The 24578-nt window shown below is 35.9% G+C and carries 23 protein-coding genes; 16 read left to right on the forward strand and 7 right to left on the reverse strand.

The genetic code is table 11. From position 1 onward, the window contains the following. The first annotated feature begins 47 nt into the window (after positions 1-47). The 4 genes from tnpA to G6R40_RS03630 all read left to right on the forward strand — a co-directional run bounded on the left by tnpA (position 48) and on the right by G6R40_RS03630 (position 4122). Complete coding sequence (gene tnpA / locus G6R40_RS03615; protein WP_165131671.1) at positions 48-512, forward strand: IS200/IS605 family transposase; 465 nt, start codon at positions 48-50, stop codon at positions 510-512. 99 nt (positions 513-611) lie between these two features. Beyond that, a complete protein-coding gene (locus tag G6R40_RS03620) occupies positions 612-1790 on the forward strand; it encodes a thiolase family protein (protein ID WP_165131674.1) in 1179 nt (392 codons plus the stop codon). Between the two features lie 108 nt (positions 1791-1898). Then, positions 1899-2264: a four helix bundle protein gene (locus G6R40_RS03625; protein ID WP_165131677.1), complete on the forward strand. Its 366-nt coding sequence runs from the start codon at positions 1899-1901 to the stop codon at positions 2262-2264. An 82-nt stretch (positions 2265-2346) separates the two neighbouring features. Continuing rightward, a complete protein-coding gene (locus tag G6R40_RS03630; protein ID WP_165131680.1) occupies positions 2347-4122 on the forward strand; it encodes an acyl-CoA dehydrogenase family protein in 1776 nt (591 codons plus the stop codon). Positions 4123-4231: 109 nt separating this feature from the next. Here the strand turns inward: G6R40_RS03630 and G6R40_RS03635 are convergent, their stop codons facing one another. Both G6R40_RS03635 and G6R40_RS03640 read right to left on the reverse strand, forming a co-directional pair. Then, the gene (locus G6R40_RS03635) at positions 4232-5098 is read right to left on the reverse strand and encodes an RNA polymerase sigma factor RpoD/SigA (protein ID WP_165131683.1); all 867 of its coding nucleotides are present in this window, start codon (positions 5096-5098) and stop codon (positions 4232-4234) included. 476 nt (positions 5099-5574) lie between these two features. Next, positions 5575-8226, reverse strand: coding sequence for a cation-translocating P-type ATPase (locus tag G6R40_RS03640; protein ID WP_228455905.1), 2652 nt, complete (start codon positions 8224-8226; stop codon positions 5575-5577). A gap of 419 nt (positions 8227-8645) precedes the next feature. Here G6R40_RS03640 and G6R40_RS03645 point away from each other — a divergent pair, with 419 nt between their 5' ends. The 6 genes from G6R40_RS03645 to G6R40_RS03670 all read left to right on the forward strand — a co-directional run bounded on the left by G6R40_RS03645 (position 8646) and on the right by G6R40_RS03670 (position 11795). Next, a complete protein-coding gene (locus G6R40_RS03645; RefSeq protein WP_165131686.1) occupies positions 8646-9350 on the forward strand; it encodes an SMUG2 DNA glycosylase family protein in 705 nt (234 codons plus the stop codon). Further along, a complete protein-coding gene (locus G6R40_RS03650; RefSeq protein WP_165131689.1) occupies positions 9347-9556 on the forward strand; it encodes a DUF2945 domain-containing protein in 210 nt (69 codons plus the stop codon). Before G6R40_RS03645 ends, G6R40_RS03650 begins: the two co-directional genes overlap by 4 nt. 346 nt (positions 9557-9902) lie before the next feature. Next, the gene (locus G6R40_RS03655; protein WP_228455973.1) at positions 9903-10169 is read left to right on the forward strand and encodes a lipocalin family protein; all 267 of its coding nucleotides are present in this window, start codon (positions 9903-9905) and stop codon (positions 10167-10169) included. Then, on the forward strand, positions 10153-10413 hold the full coding sequence (locus G6R40_RS03660) for a hypothetical protein (protein ID WP_165131695.1): 261 nt from the start codon (positions 10153-10155) through the stop codon (positions 10411-10413). Before G6R40_RS03655 ends, G6R40_RS03660 begins: the two co-directional genes overlap by 17 nt. 84 nt (positions 10414-10497) lie before the next feature. Continuing rightward, a complete protein-coding gene (locus G6R40_RS03665) occupies positions 10498-11247 on the forward strand; it encodes an SDR family NAD(P)-dependent oxidoreductase (protein ID WP_228455906.1) in 750 nt (249 codons plus the stop codon). Between the two features lie 98 nt (positions 11248-11345). Continuing rightward, positions 11346-11795 (forward strand): N-acetyltransferase, encoded by a 450-nt coding sequence (locus G6R40_RS03670; protein ID WP_317164553.1) that lies wholly within the window; start codon positions 11346-11348, stop codon positions 11793-11795. 24 nt (positions 11796-11819) lie between these two features. On the opposite strand, the gene G6R40_RS03675 is transcribed toward G6R40_RS03670, so the two are convergent. Next, positions 11820-12578 (reverse strand): hypothetical protein, encoded by a 759-nt coding sequence (locus G6R40_RS03675; protein ID WP_165131697.1) that lies wholly within the window; start codon positions 12576-12578, stop codon positions 11820-11822. 3 nt (positions 12579-12581) lie between these two features. Continuing rightward, complete coding sequence (locus tag G6R40_RS03680) at positions 12582-13001, reverse strand: MarR family winged helix-turn-helix transcriptional regulator (protein ID WP_228455907.1); 420 nt, start codon at positions 12999-13001, stop codon at positions 12582-12584. 440 nt (positions 13002-13441) lie between these two features. Here G6R40_RS03680 and G6R40_RS03685 point away from each other — a divergent pair, with 440 nt between their 5' ends. From G6R40_RS03685 to G6R40_RS03700, 4 genes are all read left to right on the forward strand, one after another. Beyond that, positions 13442-13987, forward strand: coding sequence for a YceI family protein (locus tag G6R40_RS03685; RefSeq protein ID WP_165131699.1), 546 nt, complete (start codon positions 13442-13444; stop codon positions 13985-13987). Positions 13988-14028: 41 nt separating this feature from the next. Then, positions 14029-15300, forward strand: a complete 1272-nt coding sequence (locus G6R40_RS03690; RefSeq protein WP_165131701.1) for a hypothetical protein — start codon at positions 14029-14031, stop codon at positions 15298-15300. Positions 15301-15373: 73 nt separating this feature from the next. After that, entirely contained in the window at positions 15374-15883 is a 510-nt protein-coding gene (locus G6R40_RS03695; protein ID WP_165131703.1) for a YceI family protein, read from the forward strand. A 141-nt stretch (positions 15884-16024) separates the two neighbouring features. After that, on the forward strand, positions 16025-18175 hold the full coding sequence (locus G6R40_RS03700) for an endonuclease MutS2 (protein ID WP_410497342.1): 2151 nt from the start codon (positions 16025-16027) through the stop codon (positions 18173-18175). A gap of 131 nt (positions 18176-18306) precedes the next feature. On the opposite strand, the gene G6R40_RS03705 is transcribed toward G6R40_RS03700, so the two are convergent. From G6R40_RS03705 to G6R40_RS03715, 3 genes are read right to left on the reverse strand one after another with little or no spacing between them, the layout of a single operon-like run. Further along, the gene (locus G6R40_RS03705) at positions 18307-20373 is read right to left on the reverse strand and encodes a protein-disulfide reductase DsbD family protein (protein WP_165131705.1); all 2067 of its coding nucleotides are present in this window, start codon (positions 20371-20373) and stop codon (positions 18307-18309) included. A gap of 26 nt (positions 20374-20399) precedes the next feature. Beyond that, positions 20400-22055, reverse strand: a complete 1656-nt coding sequence (locus tag G6R40_RS03710) for a DUF6029 family protein (RefSeq protein WP_165131707.1) — start codon at positions 22053-22055, stop codon at positions 20400-20402. A gap of 9 nt (positions 22056-22064) precedes the next feature. Beyond that, entirely contained in the window at positions 22065-22541 is a 477-nt protein-coding gene (locus G6R40_RS03715) for a TlpA family protein disulfide reductase (RefSeq protein ID WP_165131709.1), read from the reverse strand. Positions 22542-22735: 194 nt separating this feature from the next. Between G6R40_RS03715 and G6R40_RS03720 the strand changes: the two genes are divergently transcribed. Next, entirely contained in the window at positions 22736-23800 is a 1065-nt protein-coding gene (locus G6R40_RS03720) for an Omp28-related outer membrane protein (RefSeq protein ID WP_165131711.1), read from the forward strand. 33 nt (positions 23801-23833) lie between these two features. Beyond that, positions 23834-24550: a T9SS type A sorting domain-containing protein gene (locus tag G6R40_RS03725; RefSeq protein WP_165131713.1), complete on the forward strand. Its 717-nt coding sequence runs from the start codon at positions 23834-23836 to the stop codon at positions 24548-24550. Positions 24551-24578 lie beyond the last annotated feature (28 nt).

Genomic DNA, 24578 nt, shown 5'->3' on the forward strand with positions numbered 1-24578 from the left:
TAATTGAATTCAAAAACGAGCCTCGTAGAGGCGACCTGTTAATTTTTATGGCAAACACGTACACACAAATTTATGTTCAAATTGTTTTCGCAGTTAAAGGAAGACAAAATCTGATTTCAAAAGAAAACAGAGAAGAATTGCATAAATATATCAATGGAATCGTAAGCAATAGAAAACAGAGATTATATGCTGTTTTTGCAATGCCAGATCACGTTCATCTACTTATAAGTATGAGTCCAGCTATGTCGATTTCAGATTTGGTAAGAGATATTAAAGCGGGTTCTTCAAAATTTATTAATGATAAGAAATGGATGAATGAAAAATTCAATTGGCAAGAAGGTTATGGCGCATTTTCTTATTCCAAAAGTGGTGTAGATCATGTGATAAAATACATTTTGAACCAAGAAGAACATCATCAAAAAAAATCATTTAAGGAAGAATATTTAGAATTTCTACAAAAATTTGAAATTGAATACGATTTTCAATATTTATTTGAATGGATTGAAAACTAACAGGTCGCTCCTACGGAGCTCCGCACCCCAAACCATTATTAAATTTATTAACAAAAAACCTCTACGAGGTAAAAACAAAATTAATTTTAAATCAAAAAAATGAAACAAGCATATATAATTAAAGGTTACAGAACCGCAGTAGGCAAAGCGCCAAAAGGTTCTCTTCGTTTTACAAGACCCGATGTCATGGCGGCTACCGTAATTGAAAAATTAATGGCGGCTGTACCACAATTAGATAAAGACAGAATCGACGATCTCATCGTTGGAAACGCAATGCCAGAAGCAGAACAAGGCTTGAATGTGGCGCGTTTAATTTCCTTAATGGGATTAAATACCGACAAAGTTCCTGGTGTTACCGTGAACAGATATTGCGCATCGGGTTCGGAAGCGATTGCGATTGCATCCGCTAAAATCCAAGCCGGAATGGCAGATTGCATCATCGCGGGTGGAACAGAATCGATGTCGTATATTCCGATGGGCGGTTACAAACCCGTTCCGGAAACGGATATCGCAAAAACAAACCCCGATTATTATTGGGGAATGGGCTACACTGCGGAAGAAGTGGCAAAACAATACAATATTTCTCGTGAAGAGCAAGATCAATTTGCTTTTGAATCTCACATGAAAGCTTTAAAAGCCAATGCGGAAGGGAAATTTGCCAACCAAATTGTTCCAATTCCTGTGGAATATAATTTCTTGGACGAAAACCAGAAAATGCAAACCAAAAAGTTCGATTTCTCGGTAGATGAAGGTCCAAGAGCCGACACTTCTTTGGAAGGTTTGGCTAAACTTCGTCCCGTTTTTGCAAACGGAGGTTCTGTTACCGCAGGAAATTCATCTCAAATGAGTGACGGTGCGGCTTTCGTGATTGTAATGTCCGAAGAAATGGTGAAAGAATTAGGCCTTGAACCAGAAGCGAGATTAGTCGCTTATGCAGCAGCAGGTTTGGAACCAAGAATCATGGGAATGGGACCAATTTATGCCATTCCAAAAGCGTTGAAACAAGCTGGTTTAGAACTAAAAGACATCGAATTAATCGAATTAAACGAAGCTTTCGCTTCTCAATCCGTAGCTATTAAAAAAGAATTAGGTTTAAATCCGGATATTCTGAATGTCAACGGCGGCGCAATCGCACTTGGTCACCCACTGGGTTGTACAGGAACAAAATTAACGGTTCAGCTTCTAGACGAAATGAGAAAACGCGGCAACAAATACGGAATGGTTTCCATGTGCGTAGGAACCGGACAAGGAGCGGCTTCCATTTTTGAACTGCTTTAGCTTAGACTTGAGGATAAGAGACAAGGAGATCATAGACAAAGAGATAATAGACGAAGAGATAATAGACGAAGAGATAATAGACAAAGAGATAATAGATAATTGAAAAAAATGAGTGATTTTAAGCGACATAATTTTAAAAAATTAAAAATATGGCAAATGGCAATGGACTTGTCAAGAATCACTTTGGATCTAACGGATACTTTTCCGGCTTATGAAAAATACGGCTTGAAAAGTCAAATGGACAGATGTTCAATATCAATCCCTTCAAATATTGCAGAAGGTTCCAGTAGAACAAATAAATCGTTCAGTCATTTTTTAGATATTTCTTTAGGTTCTTCATTCGAACTTCAGACTCAACTTTTATTGGCTGCCCACAGAAAATATCTAGCTGATGAAAATTGTGAAATTTTTGAAAATAAAATCGAAGAATTTCAAAAAGCGACGATGGTTTTTCAAAACACTTTAAATCAATAAAAGTCTATCCGTCTATCATCTATCCGTCTATCCGTCTATCATCTAAAAAACTATAATTAATTACAAATAAAAACAAAATCATATGGCAAATTTAATTGGTGGCGAGTTCCTTATCAAGGAAGTTCCTACAACAGAAATCTTCACCTTAGAAGAACTTTCAGAAGAACAAAGAATGCTTCGTGACAGTATTCGCGAATTTATCGATAGAGACGTAATCCCAAACAACCCTCGTTTCGAGAGCAAAGATTATGCATTAACCCACGAATGCATGCAAAAATTAGGCGAAATGGGTGCTTTAGGAATTGCTGTTCCGGAACAATATAACGGACTTGGAATGGGTTTCGTTTCTACAGTTTTGGCTTGTGACGTAGCTTCCGGAGCCAATGGTTCTTTGGCAACAGCTTACGGAGCGCATACCGGAATTGGGACGCTTCCTATCCTACTTTATGGATCCGAATATCTAAAAAACAAATACCTTCCAGCTTTAGCAACAGGTGAAAAATTCGGGGCGTATTGTTTAACAGAGCCCGATGCAGGTTCTGATGCCAATTCAGGAAAAACCAAAGCGGTACTTTCTGAAGACGGAAAACACTACATCATCAACGGACAAAAAATGTGGATTTCTAACGCAGGTTTTGCAGATACTTTTACGTTTTTTGCAAGAATTGACGATGACAAAAACATCACCGGTTTCGTGATCAACAGAAGCGAATTGGAAGATCCAAATTCAATGACTTTTGGTGAAGAAGAGCACAAATTGGGAATCCGTTCCTCTTCTACCCGTCAGGTTTTCTTCAACGATATGAAAGTTCCTGTGGAAAATCTTTTAGGAGAAAGAAATAACGGTTTCAAAATCGCCATCAACGCTTTAAACGTAGGTAGAATTAAATTGGGTGCGGCAAACTTGGACGGACAAAGAAGAATTCTAAACCATTCGCTTCAATATTCAAATGAGAGAAAACAATTTAATGTTTCTATTTCTACTTTTGGAGCGATTCGTAAAAAATTGGCTGAAATGGCGACTGGCGTTTTCGTTTCGGAAGCTGGAGTTTACCGTGCTGCAAAAGATATTCAGGACAAAATTGATGAATTGGTTGCGGGTGGAATGAACCATCAGGAAGCGGAATTGAAAGGTGTTGAAGAATATGCCGTTGAATGTTCAATTTTGAAAGTTTTCGTATCGGATTTAACACAAAAAACAGCGGACGAAGGAATCCAAATTTATGGTGGAATGGGATTCTCCGAAGATGCCCCAATGGAAGCGCCTTGGAGAGATGCCAGAATTGGAAGAATCTACGAAGGAACCAACGAAATCAACAGACTTCTTGCCGTTGGATTGTTGATCAAGAGAGCCATGAAAGGTCAGTTGGATCTTCTTTCTCCGGCAATGGCTATTTCTAAAGAATTAATGGGAATTCCATCATTCGATGTTCCCGATTATTCAGCATTCATGAGTGAAGAAAAAGCACTTCTTGCCAATTTGAAAAAAGTTTTCTTAATGGTTTCCGGAGCTGCCCTACAAAAATACATGATGGATATTGAGAAACAACAACACTTATTGTTAAACGCTTCCGAAATCCTGAACCAAATCTACATGGCAGAATCGGCGGTATTAAGAGCTGAAAAACATTTCGCACCGGATTCTGTAGAAGCAGCAATGGCTCAGTTGAATTTATACAAAACGGTTGATGCCATTATCACAGCAGCTAAAGAAGGCATTGTTTCTTTCGCAGAAGGTGATGAGCAACGAATGATGCTTTCTGGCCTTAGAAGATTTACGAAATATACCAACACACCAAATGTGGTAGCACTTACAGAAAAAATTGCTGCTCATTATGTTGAAAAAGGGAATTATTAGAATCTTAAAAATAATAAATATAGGCAGCTAATTAATTGCCTATAATTATCTTTAAGAAAACAAAAAAGCCTCGACTTCGTCGAGGCTTTAATATTTAAAATCGTTAAAATTATTTACCCAAATAAGATTTTAGAATCTTGCTTCTTGAGTTGTGTTTTAGGCGTTTGATAGCTTTTTCTTTAATCTGACGAACACGCTCTCTTGTAAGATCGAATGTCTCCCCGATTTCTTCCAAAGTCATAGGATGTTTTCCGCCAAGACCAAAATACAATCTAACAAGATCTGCTTCTCTCGGCGTCAAAGTATTCAATGCGCGCTCAATCTCGATTTGTAGAGATTCTAGCATCAAATCTTTGTCAGGACTTGGAGATTCTCCAGAACGCAAAACGTCGTACAAGTTAGAGTCTTCTCCTTCTACCAAAGGGGCATCCATAGAAAGGTGACGTCCAGAATTCTTCATAGATTCTTTGATGTCTTCCTCGCTCATGTCCAACACTTCAGCCAATTCTTCTGGAGAAGGTGGTCTTTCATTTTCTTGTTCTAGGTGTGCGTAGGCTTTGTTAATCTTGTTGATAGACCCAATTTTGTTCAACGGAAGTCTTACAATTCTCGATTGTTCAGCCAAAGCTTGCAAGATAGATTGTCTAATCCACCATACTGCGTAAGAAATGAATTTAAAACCTCTCGTCTCATCATAACGTTTCGCAGCTTTCATTAAGCCTAAATTACCCTCGTTAATAAGATCCGGAAGCGAAAGTCCTTGGTTTTGGTATTGTTTTGATACTGATACAACGAAACGAAGGTTGGCTTTAATTAATTTTTCCAAAGCGGCTCTGTCGCCAGCACGGATGCGTTGTGCCAAATCTACTTCCTCGTCGGCAGTAATCAATTCAACTTTTCCAATTTCTTGCAGATACTTGTCAAGCGAAGCGGTTTCCCTATTGGTAACCTGTTTTGTAATTTTTAACTGTCTCATTATAGATATTCCTCAATATAGAGTTCTATTAGATTATACGAATAAGTTTGCCAAAAGGTTACAAATAATTTATTTTAACTATTAATTATCTTTTTTTAACGGCGCCATTTCCGGCTGTCACTAGTCGCTGCGCCGCCTCAAAGCTATTGCCCGAGCCTGCGGCGCGAGCTCCAACATACCGTTCCATCCGGGGCGCATAATAGTCATCCGTAGCAAATTTTATCTATAATTAGAAAGCCTTGTTAGGGCTTCGAGCCCTAACAAGGCTCCTATATTTTTAAAATTAATATCAAAATTAATTTTTTATGCCTTCACAACAAATTTCGAAGATAAACACTTTGTCATTCCCAAGAACGAGAAACCGAAGGCTCAACGTCGTTAAATCTAGTAAAACTTCAATTTACATAAAATTCTACGCTTCGCTAGGTTCTGAATAACAAAATCTAGTAATTTTAGGCTTTTGAGACAACCACATTTTATTTCCTAAATAATTTCACCATTTCATTTAGAAGCATCGGAATTAAACCTAAACCTAAAATCCAAAGCCATCCTTCACCATGCAACGGCTGCAAATGAAAAGCTTCTGCCAAGAAAGGAATATACAAAACAATCGTCTGCATTAGGAACCCCACTACCACAGCGCCTATTAAATATTTATTTCTTAACAAACCACCATTCAGAATGGTGTGGTGAATGCTGTTGTAAGACAAAGACATGAAAAGCTGACAAGAAACTAAAGTCATAAAAGCCAGTGTTCGTGCATATTCAAGAACATTTTGGGGAACATTAGAATCAAAAGGAGAATAACCGTGTTGGTTGTAGCCATGCCAAAATCCAAAAATAGTCACCAAACCAATCAATACTCCAGCGATTAAAATTTTGGCGGCACCGCCGTTAGCAAAGAAACCTTCGGATAGCTTTCTAGGTTGCTCTTTCATCACATCTGTACTTCCCGAATCTAAACCTAATGCCAAAGCCGGCAACGAATCGGTGATTAAATTAATCCACAACAATTGGGTTGCAATTAATGGCATCGGCATTCCCGCAACCACCGCAATAAGCATGGTAATTACTTCGCCCAAATTACTGGAAAGTAAAAATAGAACCGATTTTTTAATATTGTTAAAGATAATTCGGCCTTGCTCAATCGCATTAACAATGGTACTGAAATTATCATCCGCCAAAATCATATCCGAAGCCGATTTTGCAACATCTGTACCCGTAATTCCCATCGCAACGCCAATATCGGCAGCGTTCAGAGATGGCGCATCGTTCACGCCATCACCCGTCATCGACACAATATTTCCTTTGGACTGAAAAGCTTTTACAATATTCACTTTATCTTCAGGGGAAACCCTTGCAAAAACCCGACATTCCGTTACGGTATCGTTGTATTTTTCTGGCGCAATCATTCGAAGGTCCACACCAGAAATAGCTTGTTTGTTATCTGTTGCAATGCCCAATTCTTTGGCAATAGCCATGGCTGTATTTTTGTGATCGCCTGTAATCATCACGGTCATAATCCCGGCTTGTTTTGCTTCGTTAATGGCGTCTTTTACTTCTAATCTTGGCGGATCCATCATCCCCACCACACCAACTAAAATAAGATCGTTTTCGTATTGTGTTTTCGGAATATCCGAATTTTCCCGTTTGTACGCCAAAGCCAAAGTTCGTAACGCATGGTCCGACATTTTTTCTGCAGCTTCCTGTATCAGCATTCTGTGAACATCGGTCAGTGGGATTACTTCATCGTTTTCCAACACATATTTAGAACGTAATAAAATAGAATCTAAGGCGCCTTTCACATAAATTTCTCGAGTTTCATCAGCTAAAAGATGACAAGTGGACATCATTTTTCGCTCCGAATCGAAAGGCAATTCACCAATTCTGGGATAAGAATCCGTAAGTTTTTGACGGTTTAATTTTAAATCATCTGCAAACATCAATAAAGCAATTTCCGTAGGATCACCCGTTGCCACATCATCTTCCAAAGTGGCATCTGAAGCCAGAAACATACCTTTCGCTAAGCATTGGGAAGAACTCGTTTTAATAGTAGAAAAATCATCAATTAAAGCATCAGAAAAAGTATAAAATTGCGTAACGGTCATTTTATTTTGGGTAAGCGTTCCCGTTTTATCCGAACAAATAACACTTACCGAACCCAAAGTTTCTACAGCTGGTAATTTTTTGACAATTGAATTTTGACGCGCCAGTTTGGTAACGCCCACCGAAAGGACAATGGCCACAATGGCGGCTAAACCTTCCGGAATAGAAGCCACAGCCAAAGAAACCGATGTCATGAAAAGTTCGAAAACCTCGCGCCCCTGAAAATAACCAATCCCAAACATAAGGACACAAACACCAATAGCAATTTTACCCAAAGTTTTTCCGAGTTCGGCCAATTGAATTTCCAAAGGTGTTTTGCGGTCTTCTTCTTCAGAAATAATCGTGGCTATTTTACCGATTTCTGTAGAATTTCCCGTGCCTACAACCACGCCAACGCCTCTGCCATAGGTCACCAATGTGGACATGAACGCCATATTGTGAAGATCGCCAATGCCAAGATCTGTTTTACTGGACAAAGTTTCGGCAGTTTTTGGACTGGCCAACGATTCTCCTGTAAGAGCAGATTCATCGATTTGAAGATGGGCGGCTTCGATGATTCTAATATCGGCAGGAACATTTCGTCCCGCTTCCAAAATAACCAAATCGCCAGGAACCAAATCTGAGGTGTTGATCTCCAAAGTTTGTCCATTTCTTTTAACAATGGCGTGCGGATTGGAAAGTTGTTTGAGGGCTGCAATGGCGTTTCCAGCTTTCATTTCCTGATAAACACCCAAAACAGCATTCAGAATAACAACCACCAAAATAATGATGGCATCTACCCATTCTCCCAAAAATAAAGTGATCATCACTGCGCCCAACAAAACATAAATGAGGGCATCGTTCAATTGTTCCAAAAGCAATTTGAAAACAGATTTGGATTTTTCTTCAGTCAAGGTATTGAAGCCAAACTTTTTTTGGTTTTGCAATACTTGTTGATCGTTCAAACCTTCGGCTTGCTGAACGTTAAACTGCTTTAGAATTTGCTCTTGGGATTGAGAATACATAGATTTCAGATCAATCATATTGTGATGACTTTTGCAGCTATAAATTTACAAGGATTACATAAGATAAAAAAATTCATTAAGGGAAAATGACTATATAATTTTTAGTATATTTTATGTTCATTTTTTTAGTAATTGATTTAAATTCTTGTGACCTAATCAGAGATAATGATTTGATTAAGAACACAACGAAACCTCAGTTTTTTATTAAGGAATTTTGAATAAAAATATATTCGGGAAACCTAAAGAAAAGTTTTACAACAGAAAATCTTTAAATAATGAAAACTTTTGATACTATTTTGATACTTTTCATGGCATTGTTCGAAACATAGCTCTTTCCTAAACGCAAAATACCTAAAGCCTAGTTTGTTACAACAAAATAAAAGTCTTGTGGCATAATAAATGTACTAATTATAATAACAAAAAAAACATCTATAAAATTGTCAAAAACATTTGCAGATAGAGTAATTGCGTTTAATTGCAGTTTGCATTATACAGGAAAACTCCCAAAAACTTTTCGGGTAATGAATCCTTATATGGACAATCCAGAAACTTTAAAAGTAATGCAAGCTTTTTATCATAAATATTACAACGATAACAAAGAACGAAAATTTATTATTGGTATCAATCCTAGTCGGCATGGTGCAGGAATAACAGGAATTCCGTTTACCGATACAAAACGTTTGGACAGTATTTGTGGAATAAAAATGCAATCGGCCCATACCCATGAAATTTCCTCGGTTTTCATGTACGAGATGATTGCTGCTTATGGTGGAGCAAAAGACTTTTATAATGATTTTTATATCAACTCGCCTTTTCCATTGGCTATTGTTCGGGAAGCAAAAAAAGGGCAATTATTGAATGCCAATTATTATGATGATAAAGATTTGTTCGACGACGTAAAAGATTATATGATAACATCTTTGCAGCAGCACATCAGCATAGGGCTGAACACTTCCGAAGTCTATGTTCTTGGAAAGAAAAATGCCAATTTTATTCAGAAACTAAACCAAGAAGTCAAACTATTCGACCGTTTAATAGTTTTAGAACATCCACGCTACATTCAACAATACAAATCCAAAGAAAAACAACACTATATTGACAAATATCTTTTAGCTTTTCATCAATCAAAAGAATCATTATGAAAACAAAATTTAAAGTTGGCGACAAGGTAAAATGGAATTCGGAAGCGGGTATTGTTTCGGGAACGATTATCAAAATACACACAACAGATTTTAAATACAAAACCTACACGCATCATGCCACAGCTGCTGATCCGCAATACGAAATAAAAAGCGACAAATCGGATCATATTGCCGCCCACAAAGGCTCTGCACTAACTAAAATTTGATACAAATTCAACACAATTGGCTGAAAGCAAGAAAGGAATTACACACTCTATTTTACTGAATTCTTTTCTTTCTCACAAATGAAGATTGGCACTGTTCCTGCTTTATTATAAGCAACAACAGAAACTGTTTTATCAATCAAAATATGTAAAAAAGACATTCAATTTCAAACCTATTTTCGCGATTCTTCTGGGAAGTGGATTATTTCTTTTTTCTTGCAAAAACATTCAAAATAGCGCTAACCAAACGCTTAATGAACAAATATCAACCGACCAATTAACAGAGAACAACAAAAAAATGCTAATCGGTTCTTGGGAAGATTAATCAGAAAGTGCATTGAATTTTAGCTTGTTTGGCGGCGGTACAGCTCAATCGGATACTATGTCAACTTTACTGTATGAAAGATGGAGCGTGGAGGGCAACCAACTTACTTTGACCGCAAAAAGCATCGGTAACAAACAGTCTTCCATCGACTCCAAAATTTATTTCATCCAAAAACTGAATGACAAAGAATTGGTTTTAAAAGATAAAATGCAACTTCTGAACTACAAAAAAGTAAACACGAAATCTCAGCAAAAATCTAAACCTAAAAGGACAATTGGTTTTCAGTCATGAAGTTCGGACCTTCCAAGCCTGTGGAAGCGATAAGTTATATTGGATTTCCGATCAAACAGGAAAAATAAAAGACGTTTACAGCCAGCTCACCAAAGATCAAAAATCTTACACTCCAATTTTTGTAGAAATACAAGCGGAAGACCAAGGAAAATCCAATGACGGTTTTTCAGCAAAATACGAAAGTGTCTATCATGTTACCAATCTTTTAGAAGCCAAACTTGTTACCGAAAATGATTGTCATTAAAAACAAAAACGTATTTTCCGAAATTAAAATAGAACTCAAAAAAAACCGTAAAACTTTAATCCAACTTAAAAACAAAATCCCATTATGATGAATACACTTAACAATCAAGTCATCATCGTTACCGGCGGTGCTGCGGGAATCGGCGGTGGCATTACCCAAGAACTTGTTCAGCGCGGCGCTACTGTAATTGCTGTAGATGTGAATGAAGAAGCAGGCACACAAATCGAAAAAAACAATCCAGGAAAAGTTATTTTCCTAAAAGGAGATGTTTCTCAAAAATCGGTTGCCGATGAAGCCGTAAACATTGCCGTAAGCCAATTCGGAAAACTAACCGGCGTGGTGAACAACGCACATGTTTCCAGACAAAAACCACTCATGGATCTTACCGAGGACGATTGGGCGATTTCCTTCGGAACAGGATTTAACGCCACACTTAATTTCATGAAATCCGCTTATCCCGAACTCAAAAAATCGCAAGGTGCTATCGTGAATCTCGGTTCGGGCGCAGCATTGCAAGGAAGCAGGTTTCAGGCGAGTTACGCAGCGGCAAAAGAAGCCATTCGGGGTTTGAGTCGTGTGGCAGCAACCGAATGGGCCGCGGATAATATTCGGGTAAATGTGGTTTGTCCTTTAGCTTTTACCGCAGGTGTCAAAAACTGGAAAGAAAATTTCCCAGAAGATTACCAACATGTGGTCGAAAAAATACCGTTGGGACGTTTTGGAGATCCACAACATGACGTTGCGCCGATTGTAGCTTTCCTTCTGAGTGAAGACAGCAAATACATGACGGGACAGACTTTAATGGCTGATGGTGGTGATATTATGCTGCGCTAAAAACAAAATTTGAAATTCAGAAAACGAAAATAAGACAAGAAAACTCAAAGGATTACGAACAAATTTTTGAACTCATTAAAAATGTCTTCGAAAATTAAATCCAGTCCGATCATCAAGAGCAATTTCTTGTAGAAAGATTAAGAAAATCTGAAAATTTCATCCCTGAATTATCGATTGTTGCAGAAATAGACCAAAGCATTGTTGGATATATTTTATTGACAAAATTGAAGATTAAAAATTCCGAAAACGAGTTTGAATCTCTTGCATTAGCTCCAGTTGCTGTATTACAAAAACTTCAAAATACAGGAATTGGAGCTTCTCTCATAAACTATGCGCAGGACAAAGCAAAGGCATTGAATTTTAAGTCCATAATTCTTCTCGGTCACGAAGATTATTATCCAAGATTTGGTTATAAACTTGCTAAGTCTTTTAATATCAAATTACCGTTTGATGTTCCCGATGAAAATTGTATAGTCATTGAACTCGAGGAAAATGCACTGAAAAACATCAGCGGAATTGTGGAATATCCTAAGGAATTTTATGATTAAAAAATGATTCTTACAAATCTTGAATTATAAATGAAAATACCGCGGATCTGGATATTGAAATTCAAAGTCCAAATCAGCAACTAATTTTGCAGATGAAATTCGTTTTCCTTTTGGCCCGGATTCTTCGGAGTAAGGCTTATTTTTTTGAGCATTGATGACTTCAGATTTACTCGGATGAAGTGGTGCAACGACATTGTAAACTTTGGATTGAGATTTTAATGCCATCATCTTTTCCACAACCGAACAGATATCCACATAATGAATATGATTAACCGACACATCCAAATTAGAAATATTATAATTGGACAAAAGTCGGTTGTCCCCCATCAATCCTGCTAAACGTAAAATATTAATTTGTGGAAATTTTCCTTTCATCATGCGTTCCCCTGAAACCTGATTAAGAGGCACATTTTCTTCCACAAATTCTTGTTCTAAATCGGGATAAACACTTGTAGAACTCATGAAAAACATCAATCCTTTAAAATCTCCAATAAAGGCATGCAAATTCTGAGTCCTGTTGTATAAAGAACTAACGCAACATGTTTTTTCCGAAAAAGGTATCGTAATAATGATGATGTCCAAATCCGAAATAATATTCCATTCTGTTTTTTCGGTCTGTTGATAATCTGTAAAACAAACTAAAGTGGGATGAAATCCTTTAGCATCCAAAGTTTCTTTTTTATCGATTGAGGTTGTCGTGGTATAAATTTGAAATCGTGGTGACAAATGTTCTGCAAGTCGCAATCCGAGCCAGCCACAACCTATTATTCCTATCTTTTGCATGATTTATTTTTTTGATTTGATGATGATGTCGTCGAGATTGGACATGAGTTGATCTTTTGTAAGTTTTGGAAGCCCAAGACAATCCTGAACGGCAAAAGGAATATGACTTGCTTTTTCTTTGAGCTTCGCTCCTTTTTCGGTTAAACTTATCTGGACGATTCTTTCGTCTGAAGAGCTGCGAACACGCGTCAACAAGCCGTTGTTCTCCATTCGTTTAAGTAATGAGCTTAGCGTAGCCTTGTCCAAATGCAAAAATTCACCAATTTTAGTGATACGCATACTGCCGTTTTCCCACAAAACCAGCATCACCAAATATTGCGGATAAGTCAAAGATATCTCATCCAGAAAAGTTTTGTACAAACTGGTCAAGTATCGAGAAAGTACATAAGTTTTGAAACATAAATGATCCGACAAATTCATCATAACGTACATATTGAAATACAAAGCTATTCTTTTTATTTCGCATACAAACTATTTGTTTAAAAATAATAAAATGCAGCAAGCTGTATTTATATGTAGTTTCTGTTTAGAATAGAAAAAAACAAGCTTATTATAATTTACGAGAATTCTTAATAATAAATAGAGTTTAGAGATTGATTTTTGTCAGAAAAAATTAGCTTCATTGAAGAATGACTATTTTTTATTCAACATCTAATAACATTTTTTAGCTGCTTTATCAAACATTTGATTAATTTATCAATTATTCTAAATTATTTAAGTATAAAATTATTAATAATATAAAAACTAACAATCGTTAGGATATTTATCATACTCAATAATTTCATCTTAATATCAATTATTCATACTTTTGTATTAGAAAATTAACAAAGATAATTCAATAATAACTATAAAAAATTATAAATATGAAAAATACATCTAAAAAAATTGGAGTTTTGGTTGGCGCATTAATGCTTGGACTTTCTGCTAACTTTTTAAATGCACAAAAAATAAGTCAACAATCTTCTAATATAAAAATTGATGGTACATCGACATTACACAAATGGGATATGACATCCACGCAGTCAACTTTTACAGGTGATGTTAATGGTAACAAAATCGAGGATGTAAAATTCGTAATGAAAGCAACGAGCTTAAAGAGCAAAGACTCATCATTGGATAAAAATGCTTACAAAGCTTTGAACACGACGAAATATCCAGATATCGTTTTCACAGCAGCTAGTCTGCCAACATCAGGAACTGCGACAATACAAGGCAACATGACCATTAGCAATGTTACAAAAAATATCAGTATTCCTGTAAGTGTTACAAAAAATGGCAATTCTTATGTTATAAAAGGTAGTACAAAAATGAAGATGACAACATTCGGGATAAAACCACCAAGTGTGATGATGGGAACCATAAAATCTGGAGATGAGATAAACATCAACTTTAATATAACAACTAAATAATATTTAACTCAACTATTTATAAACAATTAAATCAAAAAACTATGAAATCTACAATACTAAAAGCAACAGCCCTAGGTGCAATTTTCTTCAGTGGATTAGCTTATGCACAAGAACAAAAGTTTGATAACTTCAGTCCAAAAGACCAACATGGTATCAACCAATTCGAAAGTCCAAAAGATTCTATCACGACTTTTGAAAAGTTGAAAGTTAAAGTTGGTGGTGCATTTGCTCTACAATTCCAAGGTATTAAACACGAAAGTGGCGCAGACCCATCGGTTCCTGCAACTAAGTTATACAATATCGGAAATAACTTTAACCTTCCGACAGCTAACTTAGACATTGATGTAGCTTTGTACGATGGTGTTAACTTACATTTGAGAACTTTCCTTTCATCAAGACACCACAACGAAACTTATGTGAAAGGAGGATATTTACAAATCGACAAATTAGATTTTATTAAAAAAGACTTCTTAGGCGATTTTATGAAATATGCTACAATCAAAGTAGGACAGGACGAAATCAACTACGGTGATGCGCACTTTAGAAGAAGTGATAATGCCTACACGCTTCGTAATCCATTTGTAGGAAATTACCTTATGGATGCCTATGCAACTATGGTTTTCGCAGAAGTTTACTATCAAAGAAATGGATTCTTAGGAATGGCTGGTGTTACCAATGGACGACTTAACCAAAATGCAACTGGCGGAACAAGTCCTTCTGTATATGCAAAAGTGGGTTATGACAAACAAGTTAACAACGACCTTAGAGTACGTTTAACAGGTTCCGTTTATAACGCAGCGCAAACACAAAGATTAGATTTCTACGATGGCGACAGAGCAGGTTCTAGATATTATTTTGTGATGGAAAACGCAGCAGCAACTTCTTCTGCCAACTTCAAATCAGGACAAGTTGTTCCAGATTTCAAAAATAAAGTGACCAGTTTTATGATTAACCCATTTGTGAAATACCAAGGTTTAGAATTCTTCGGAATCTTCGAAACTTCTTCTGGTAGAAACTTCGCAGAGGTTGACAGAAGAACTTGGAATCAATATGGTGCTGAATTGCTTTACAGATTCGGAAATAACGAAAACCTATACCTAGGCGGACGTTACAACATGGTAAAAGGAGAACTAGCAACCAAAGAAGATGTAGAAGTATCTCGTTACAACATCGGTGGCGGTTGGTTCATGACAAAAAATATCATGGCGAAAGCAGAATATGTTAGTCAGAAATATGATGGCTACTCACCTGCAAGCATTTTGCACAACGGAAAATTTAATGGTTTTGTTTTAGAAGCAGCCATTTCATTCTAGATTTTTTATAGTTTATATTGTTTGTACTAGAAGGGGAAATTCCCTAAGACTTTCCCCTTCTTTTAAATTTTTCATGATGAAAATTTTTCACATTCTATTGTTTGCTGTCTTTGGTCTATTAAAAACTTATGGCCAGCAAAATTTTATAGAAATAAATGGCAAAACCAATGTCAACACTTTCAAATGTATTAATGACATTTCGGGTGAAAGCCAAAAACTTAGCTTCGTAGACACGCAGCTTCCCGAATTGGAAATCAAAGTTGGTGGCTTCGATTGTAAAAATCGAGTGATGACCAACGACTTCAAAAAAACATTATCCGAAAAACAATTTCCAAATATGTACGTGAAGTTCCTCAACTTCTCAAAAACCAGTAACAATCAATATCTGGCGAATGTGGAAGTTAAGATTATGAACAAAACGCAGAAGTATCAGATTAATTTTTCAAACCAAAACGGAAGGCTTAGCGCAAAAAAGAACGTAAAATTCAGTGACTTTCAAATCACACCACCGAAGAAAATGGGCGGTATGGTAGTTGTGAAAGATGACTTAACATTACAGTTTTGTCTCGATGCTAAGATATAATTAAAAACACACACTTTATATAAATTCCACGTTTCGGAGTTGCTCTTTCGGGAGCAGCTCTTTTTTATTTATACATGATTAAATAAAAAATGCGACAAGCATACAATTTCACAAAATATAAACATCATTTTATATCTTTGCATGGTGCAAGTTAGTTCAGAAAATTTACAAGAATTAGAGTTTCCACGTTTGTTGGCCGAAATCGCGCCACTCGCCTACTCTCCAAAAATATCCGAGAACATCCTTCATCTAAAACCAATGCCAATAGATGAAGCCGAATTGTCGTTGAAAAAAACATCAGAATTTTTAAGTTCTTATGAAAGTGACAACGCGATTCCGTTTGATGAATATGAAGATATTGAAGCCGAACTAAAAGTCATGCACATCGAGAATTATCGACTAGACAATCATGCTTTTATTAAAATTAAAAATCTGACAGAACAAGTCGGAAAACTTCAAAACTATTTTCCAAAGCTGATTGATATTTTTCCAATTCTCAATAACGATGTCAAAGACTTGGATTTTCAAAAAGAAATTATTGAAAAAGTCAACAAAGTTTTCAACCGATTTGGCGAAGTCAAAAGCGATGCTTCTTCGGATCTACAAATACTTCGCTCGGAAATTCAACATGCCAAAAAAGCCATTCAAGAGAATTTTAACAGAGCTTTGTCCGCTTTAGCACAAGGCGATTTTCTGGATGATATCCGCGAAAGTATTATAGACGACCAACGTGTGCTAGCTATCAAATCGGGTTATAAAAAACGGGTTCCTGGAAGAACTTTAGGTGTTTCCAAGACAGGTTCTATTACATATATCCAGCCAGAAAGCGTTATAAAACACCAGTTCAAACTGCGTGAAAATGAAGAGGAAGAAAAAAAGGAAATCGACAGAATTCTTAGAAAACTTACTGCTGAGCTATCGGCTTTTCAACCACAACTAGAAAGCTATCAACAATATATTTTCAATCTCGATATCATTCGTGCCAAAGCGAGATTTGCAAAACTCATCAATGGTGTTTTACCAAAGATAAATCGACATAAAAGTCTAAGGCTTATCAATGCTTTTCATCCATTATTATGGTTACAAAATACGGCTGAGAATAAAGCCATTTTTCCACAAACTTTAGAATTGTCAGACCACAACAGAATCATTTGTATTTCTGGTCCCAATGCCGGTGGAAAATCGATTACGCTAAAGACTTTAGGATTGTTGCAACTCATGATTCAGACAGGCATTTTAGTTCCTGTACATCCAAAAAGTGAGATGTTTTTCTTTGACAAATTAATGACGGATATTGGCGATAATCAATCCATCGAAAATCATCTTTCAACCTATTCCTCACGTCTTAAAAAAATGGCGAGTATCATTCGCGAAGCCGACGAAAACACTTTGCTATTAATTGACGAATTTGGCACAGGTTCGGATCCAGAATTAGGTGGCGCATTGGCAGAAAGTTTCCTCGAATTTTTCTATGAAAAGAAAAGTTTTGCAATTATCACAACGCATTACACCAACATCAAACTGGTTGTCGAGCAACTTCCACACGCGATAAATGCTGCGATGCTTTTCGATGAAGAAACTTTGGAACCGATGTACAAACTGGAAATTGGCCAGGCAGGAAGTTCGTTCACTTTTGAAGTTGCTGAGAAAAACAGAATCCCGAGATTTATCATTCATAACGCCAAGAAAAAAGTAGAACACGACATCGTTAATCTTGACAAGACCATTGTTAAACTACAACAAGAAAAATACGAAGTAGAAAAACTAAAATCGGATCTTACCGTACGCAAAGAGTCTGTAGAAGACAAGCGCGACAATCTTCATAAACTGAATGAGCAATTGCAGCAAAAGTTGTTTAATTTTCAAAAATTATATGAAGAGGAACACCGCAAGTTACAATTTGGTAACAAAGTAGAAAACTTTATAGACAGCTATACCAAAGGAAAATCCAGAAAAGAAGTTGTCAAAGATTTTGTAAAACTTTTGGAACAAGAAAAGTTCCGAAAAGTAGGTGCCGACAAAGATGAGAGCAAACGTCTACAAGTTGTAAAACGCAAAATTACACAGCAATTAAAGAAAGAAGAAGTTCAGGAAAAAATTGCTGAAACCAATGAGAAAATTGAGGAAAAACGTCAAAAAGAACGTGCGCTTTGGTTGAAAGTTGGACAACGTGTTCGTATCGCTGGAAGTACAAGTGTTGGCACGATTGAGATGATTAATAAAAATAAAATCACAGTTAACTACGGTACTTTCAAAACGGTGATAAGTGGCGATGAGTTAGAAAGAATCTAAATATTCAATCTCTTAGAAAGTCTAACTTTAAAATAAAACACTTTCAAAATTTCGTTTTAGTTTAAAAAAAAAAAAAAAAATCCGCGACCAAAATCGCGGATTTCACTTAAACTTAAACTTTATATCAAGAATTAATTCTTTTTATAATAATTGATTCCACATTCTAAGAATTTCTTGAAATCATCTTTTGGCATATAGCCTGATACTGGCGTGTTAATCACCTTTTGGTCTGGCGTTACCAATACATAGTGTGGCTGCGAATTGTTATTAAAATTCACCTGTTGGAACATGGACCATTTGTCACCAATGGTTTTAATTTTCTTCATTTGACCGCCACCCATATCAATTTTCATTTGCTCTGCTTCTGGCAATTCTTCTTTGTCATCAACATATACTGAAGCAATCACAACATCGTTCTGTAATAATGGCAAAATATCTTCCTGACTCCAAACGAATTCCTCCATTTTACGACAGTTTTCGCAACCATAACCTGTAAAGTCGATAAGTACCGGTTTGCCTTGTTTCTTGGCTTCTTCTAAAGCGTCGAAATAATTATGATGCAGTTTTAATCCTAAAACGCCATCTTCTTCATTATGAAAATAACTTACATTCATCGGAGGAAGAATGCCACTTAACAATTGAAGTTTTGGTTTGTCAGAAGGGATAAGACCATAAATTAAATAACCTAAAAATCCTAAACCTAAAACACCTAATAATTTTCTTCCTAAAGAAATCTTCGGTTCTTTATCATCGTGTGGGAATCTTATTTTCCCGAATAAATAAAGGACTAATCCAATAGTTATGATAATCCATAACACAATGAAAAGTTCTCTTTTTAATAAGAAAGTTTTGGAAACTAAATCTGCTTTTGAAAGGAATTTTAAAGCCAAAGCGACTTCGATAAATCCTAAAACAACCTTCACAGTATTCATCCAGCCACCTGATTTTGGAAGACTTTGTAATGCTTGCGGGAACAATGCCAAAAGCCCGAATACCAATGCCCAAGACAATCCAAATCCTGCTAATGCAAAAGTTAATAAAGTCGGCACATTGGACGATCCTGTAACAACGCCTCCTAGCAAACTTCCCAAAATAGGTCCTGTACACGAAAACGAGACGATAACCAAAGTTAAAGCCATGAAGAATATCCCGATAAGTCCACCCGCTTCTTCTGCTTTTGATGATTTGTTTGCAACCCAGTTTGGTAAGGTAATTTCGTAATAACCGAAGAAACTGAATGCAAAGAAAATAAAGATGATAAAGAAGAAAATATTCAACCAAATATTTGTTGAGATTTGATTAAAGATATTTCCAGAAATACCATCAATAATATGAAACGGAATACTTAATAATACGAAGATTAATAAGATGAAAAATCCGTAAATAAAAGCGTCGCGTTTTCCTTTTGCTTTGTCTTTGCTTCCTTTTGTAAAAAACGAAACCGTCAAAGGAATCATTGGGAAAACACAAGGTGTCAACAAGGCAATAAGTCCACCCAAAAAACCTAACGCTAAGATTAACCAGTTGTTATCGCCACCAGCATGCTCTTGTACAACACCACAATTCGTCAATGGATTTCTGAAATCCAAAGAGTTAATTTTAAGTTGTTCTTCGTGATTTGTGCTAACAGGTGACACCACTGTTATTTCGCCATTAGCTTCTGGAATGGCCACTGATGCCGTATCTGTTGTAGCAAGTGCTTCTTCTGGTTTTGTAGCATCTTCAACTTTAGGCGTTGTGCTTTTAACCTCTTTTTCGAATTCTAAAGTTGTTGGCGCAAGACACAATCTGTCGTTACAAACTTGATAGGTAATTTCTGCCGCAACTTTAAAATCTTTATCAGGATTTTTAGCTTTAAATTTTTGTTTGAACAAAACTTGGTTGGCGTAATAAACAATCTGCGCCCCGAAAGCTTCGGAATATTCGTCATGCTTCTTCCCTACCTCCAAGACTTTACCTATTGTTGTAATTCCTTGTTTTGAAGACAACTTAAATTCTGTTGGAAATCCAGAATCTTCTGGCAAATCTTGTGAATAGATATGCCATTTGTCCTCCATTTTTGCAGTTAACACAGCTTCATACTCTCCTTTTCCTAAGTCTTTAACATCAAATTGAAACTTTACAGGATTCTGAACTTGTGCTACGACTAAAACTGAAAAAATAAAGGAAAGAAATAATAAAATCTTCTTTAAATTCATTTTTTGCTAAATATTAAGAAATTAATCTAGAATGTTGTATTGATATTAAGCGTAAAACCAGTGTTTTCCGGAACCATACGACAAACGCCACCTACGCATATTAACCCACCTCTTTGACGTCCATAAGAAGCTTGAATTCTTGTTGAATTCTTTCTGAAAACTCCTCCGAAAGTATAATAATGCATTTGTTTTTCCTTGTCATCGTTTCCGTAATTATACATATCGCTTACAAATATAGACCAATTCTTTTTAAAATTAAACTCTGTGAGTGCTGCCGCCCAATTTTTATAAGACGAATTTGCCCACTGATGCTGTAATTCTAGCTTTAATGAATTTTTATTTATTTTGAATAAGTTATCCCAAACTGTTGTTGTCGCGTACACATGCCCTTCTGTCTCTTGGATTCTGTCGGTATTATAATCTTGATAAACATAGATTAAAGCCGTATTCCAATTTTGTGTTAGTTTTTTTCTAATATCAACATTGAAATCTGAATAATAACGTTCTCCTAGATCCAAGGCCTTAGTCTCCACTGTGTTATAATCTTCATAGACACGGTATTTTCCTTTTAGTCCATACCAATTTGCGAAGTTGACGGCGATGTCTGTACCATATTTTCCTCCAAGAGCTGTGCCTTTTTTGAACTGGTAATTAATGTCAAACTGAGAACCTATTTCACCAGCTTTTCTTTGTGGGAAGAAAGTCATTTGTGGTTGCGCTTGATAAACGTAGATATTTGCTAAACTATAGTCAAACTGTTTTGTAAGTGCTGGCGTGTAGTTAAGCAAAGCTTGATTGTATTGATTGCCAATACGTTCTCTATCCGAATAGATGTTGAAATTTTCCAAACGACGAAGCGTTCCACTAATACCAAAACCTGTCTTTGCAAATCCCAGAACAACATTCATGGCATTTCCAGAATATACGTTAACTGGATCCACTGCTGACGCCATTTTGATGGCATCTTTAGTTTTATAAAGATATTCTGCGTTTAGATAAAAATCTTTGTATTCGTTATTCCAACGGACACCATAAATATTGACGTCTGCTGGTGCATTTATAAAATTAGGATCTTCGGATTCATGCTTGTTGACAAAACTGAATCCAACATTTGAATCAAACTTATCCGATCCCAAAGCTTTCGTCAATTGGAACTCTGCATCAACACCTGCAACGCTGGTTTTGGAAAGATCGAACCCCATCCCAACACGTTGTTTTCCATAAAGTGCTTTCACCGTTGCTAAGTCATCAGCAAAAGATAATTTGACGCGACCACCGACTAAGGAGTTGGCAATTCCCAATTGTCTGTCTTCCCAAGTTCTGAGTGCCAAGCCCGATCCAAATTGGTCGTAGAAATGTCCTAAAGTAACATCAACCCCTTTTTCGTTATTATAGTTAACATAATAAGTCCCAAGGTTTACACTTTTAAAATCTGGTGAATAATTGAGTAAAGCTTTTGGCTCATAAGATTCTACCTGTGCTCCTACTGTAAATTGCTTATATTTATAAGTCATGGTTAAGTAAGAGTTGGAGCGGAATCTTTGGTCGGCTTCGGTTTCTGCTAGTTTTATTTTTTTGTCATCTACATAATATTGATTATTAGAATCTAAACTGGCGTTGAACTGGGCATACATCATACCTTGTCCTAGTAGCATTATTATAGGGAGTAGTTTTTTCTTCATATTAAAAAATTACTGCAATTTTTTTAGTTCTTCAAAAAGTGTTACTTCGTCACCTGGCACATATCCCACATGAGAATAAACTAATTTGTTTTTATAATATACTAGCGTAGTCGGTACATTGTTAACATTGAGTTGTCTTTTGATAGATTGAGAAGAATCTAAAAGAACTTGGTCAAACTCCCAGCCTTTCCCTTTAACAACAGTCTTCACTTTAGCAACAGTTCTTGGGTCATCTGTAGAAACCGCAACAAAATCAAAATCTCTTTCTTTTTTCCATTCTTCCAAATTCTCATTAACAACATTTAGTTCTTCCATGCATGGAAGGCACCAAGTTGCCCAGAAACTCATTACTAAAGGTTTTTCATTATTCATATCCTTTAGTGCAACATTTTTTCCTTCGATGTTTTTTGCTACAATATTGTCAATTGCTTGCGCATTCAATAAAGTACTGCCGATAATCGCTAGTCCAATTGCAAATCTCTTCATAATACTTAATATGTGATTTATATATTTTTTTAAAACACTAAACTATTAATAAAAATTTAATTCTAGATTCAAAAACTTAATTTTTTTTTACGAATATCGTTTATTATATTTTTTTTCACTTTTTTATCATTTTATTTCCTACTTAAACGAAAAAATATTTAGTTTTACATAAATCTTTTGAAATTACGTATAAAATGAAGAAAATATTACTATTGCTAACTTTGTTTGTTATTTTACTAAAATCATGTGCAGGCTCGGAAAGTGATGAAGGTAGGGATGTGGTAACTTTTGTTAAATTATCATCAAGTGAAAACGCGGTTTTGTTAGGAAATTCTGTAAAATTTAGTTTAACAGACAATCTTAATAACGATGTAACTGCGGAAGCGAAATTCTATATTAATGGTGTACAAATCGACGAAAACACCTATATCCCAGAAGCTATTGGCGATTATAAGATTACTGCAACTTATAAAGAATTTACAAGTAAAGTTTTATCCATAAAAGCGATTGCATTAACAGGTGTTAACTTTGTACATCGTATCATGTATGAAGATTTTACAGGAACCTGGTGTGGTAACTGCCCTATTGCGAGTGTTAGGTTTGATAATTTAATCAAACAAAATGACAAAGCAGTAATTCTTGGCATCCATGGACCAAATGTAGGAAGTGATCCTTTCACAAGCGAAGCGTCGCAAGCCCTTATTTCGGAATTAAAAATTGGGGCCTATCCAACAATTTTGCTAAACCGTACAAAGAACTGGAGCACAGCGAATAATGATTTTGCGGATGTTTCTTTTCCGATATCTTTAATAAAAGCTTATAGTAAAATTGGTATCGCGATTACATCAAAACTAGAAGGCAATACCTTGTCTGGTGAGTACAACCTAGCTTTTGCGGACAACTATGACAATCTAAAATTGGTAGCTTATATTGTGGAAGATAAAATTACCTACCCTCAACACAACTACTTCAACGGATCTGGTGGAAAACCAATCTTATATGGTGGCGTTCCTATTATCGAAAATTATGTTAATCATAATGTTTTGAGAGCCTCATTAACGCCTATAAAAGGCGAAAACATTCCAAATACTAATTCTCAAAACAACACGGGATATTTCAAAAACTTTAGCTATACCATTCCAGCTAATTTTAATAAAGAAAATGTAAAAATAATCGTTGCCGTTATGAATGCGCAAAACGAAGTGTTGAATGTTCGTGAAGCAATGGCTAACACAACAAACGCATTAGAAACATTATAAAAAAACGTAAAACAATTTATAAAAAGTAGAGTTATGAAGAAATTTTTTATCCTTTCAACATTCTTAGGATTTGCATTATCCAATGCACAAATGCTTATCAAAAAACACGACGGTACAGTTATTAACGATGGCGCAGTATTCTCCTTTAATACTTTTGATGATGATGCCAGCAAAATGTATTACCGAGTAATCAATTCATCAACTACAGAAGACATCAAAGTTAAAATGATCTGCGAATCTCTAGAAAATAGCGATGGCGATAGCTTCCAGTTCTGTTTCGGTGGATATTGTATGCCTTTCGTAATGCTTAATTTTAACTACCCACCAGAAGGTTACGTTATCGCACCAGGCTCTAACTCGGGAGATAATGACTTCTTATGGAACCAAAAAGATTATGATGCGCCAATGAGTGCTTCTTTCAAATTCTATCAAGTAGATGCGTTTGACAACGAAATAGGAACGCCAATTCGTGTAAAATATATCTATGACAAAAATCTTGCAGTAACAGATGTTAACGCTGTTAAAGATGTTTTAGTTAAAAATACAGTCGTTACCAATTCTTTAGAATTAAATTCTAAAATCAATACGAGTTTCCAGTTGTTTGACATGAATTCCAAATTGGTTTTGAATTCTGATATTAAAGTTGGAGATAACAAGGTTAATGTTCAAAACTTAGCAACCGGTGTTTATATTTTGAATATTAAAAATGCGAACGGTAAAAACCAAACTCAAAAAATTATGAAGAAATAATTTCCCCCACCAACCCAAAACACACAAC

It is taken from the genome of Chryseobacterium sp. POL2 (genome assembly GCF_011058315.1).
Classification (GTDB): Bacteria; Bacteroidota; Bacteroidia; order Flavobacteriales; family Weeksellaceae; genus Soonwooa.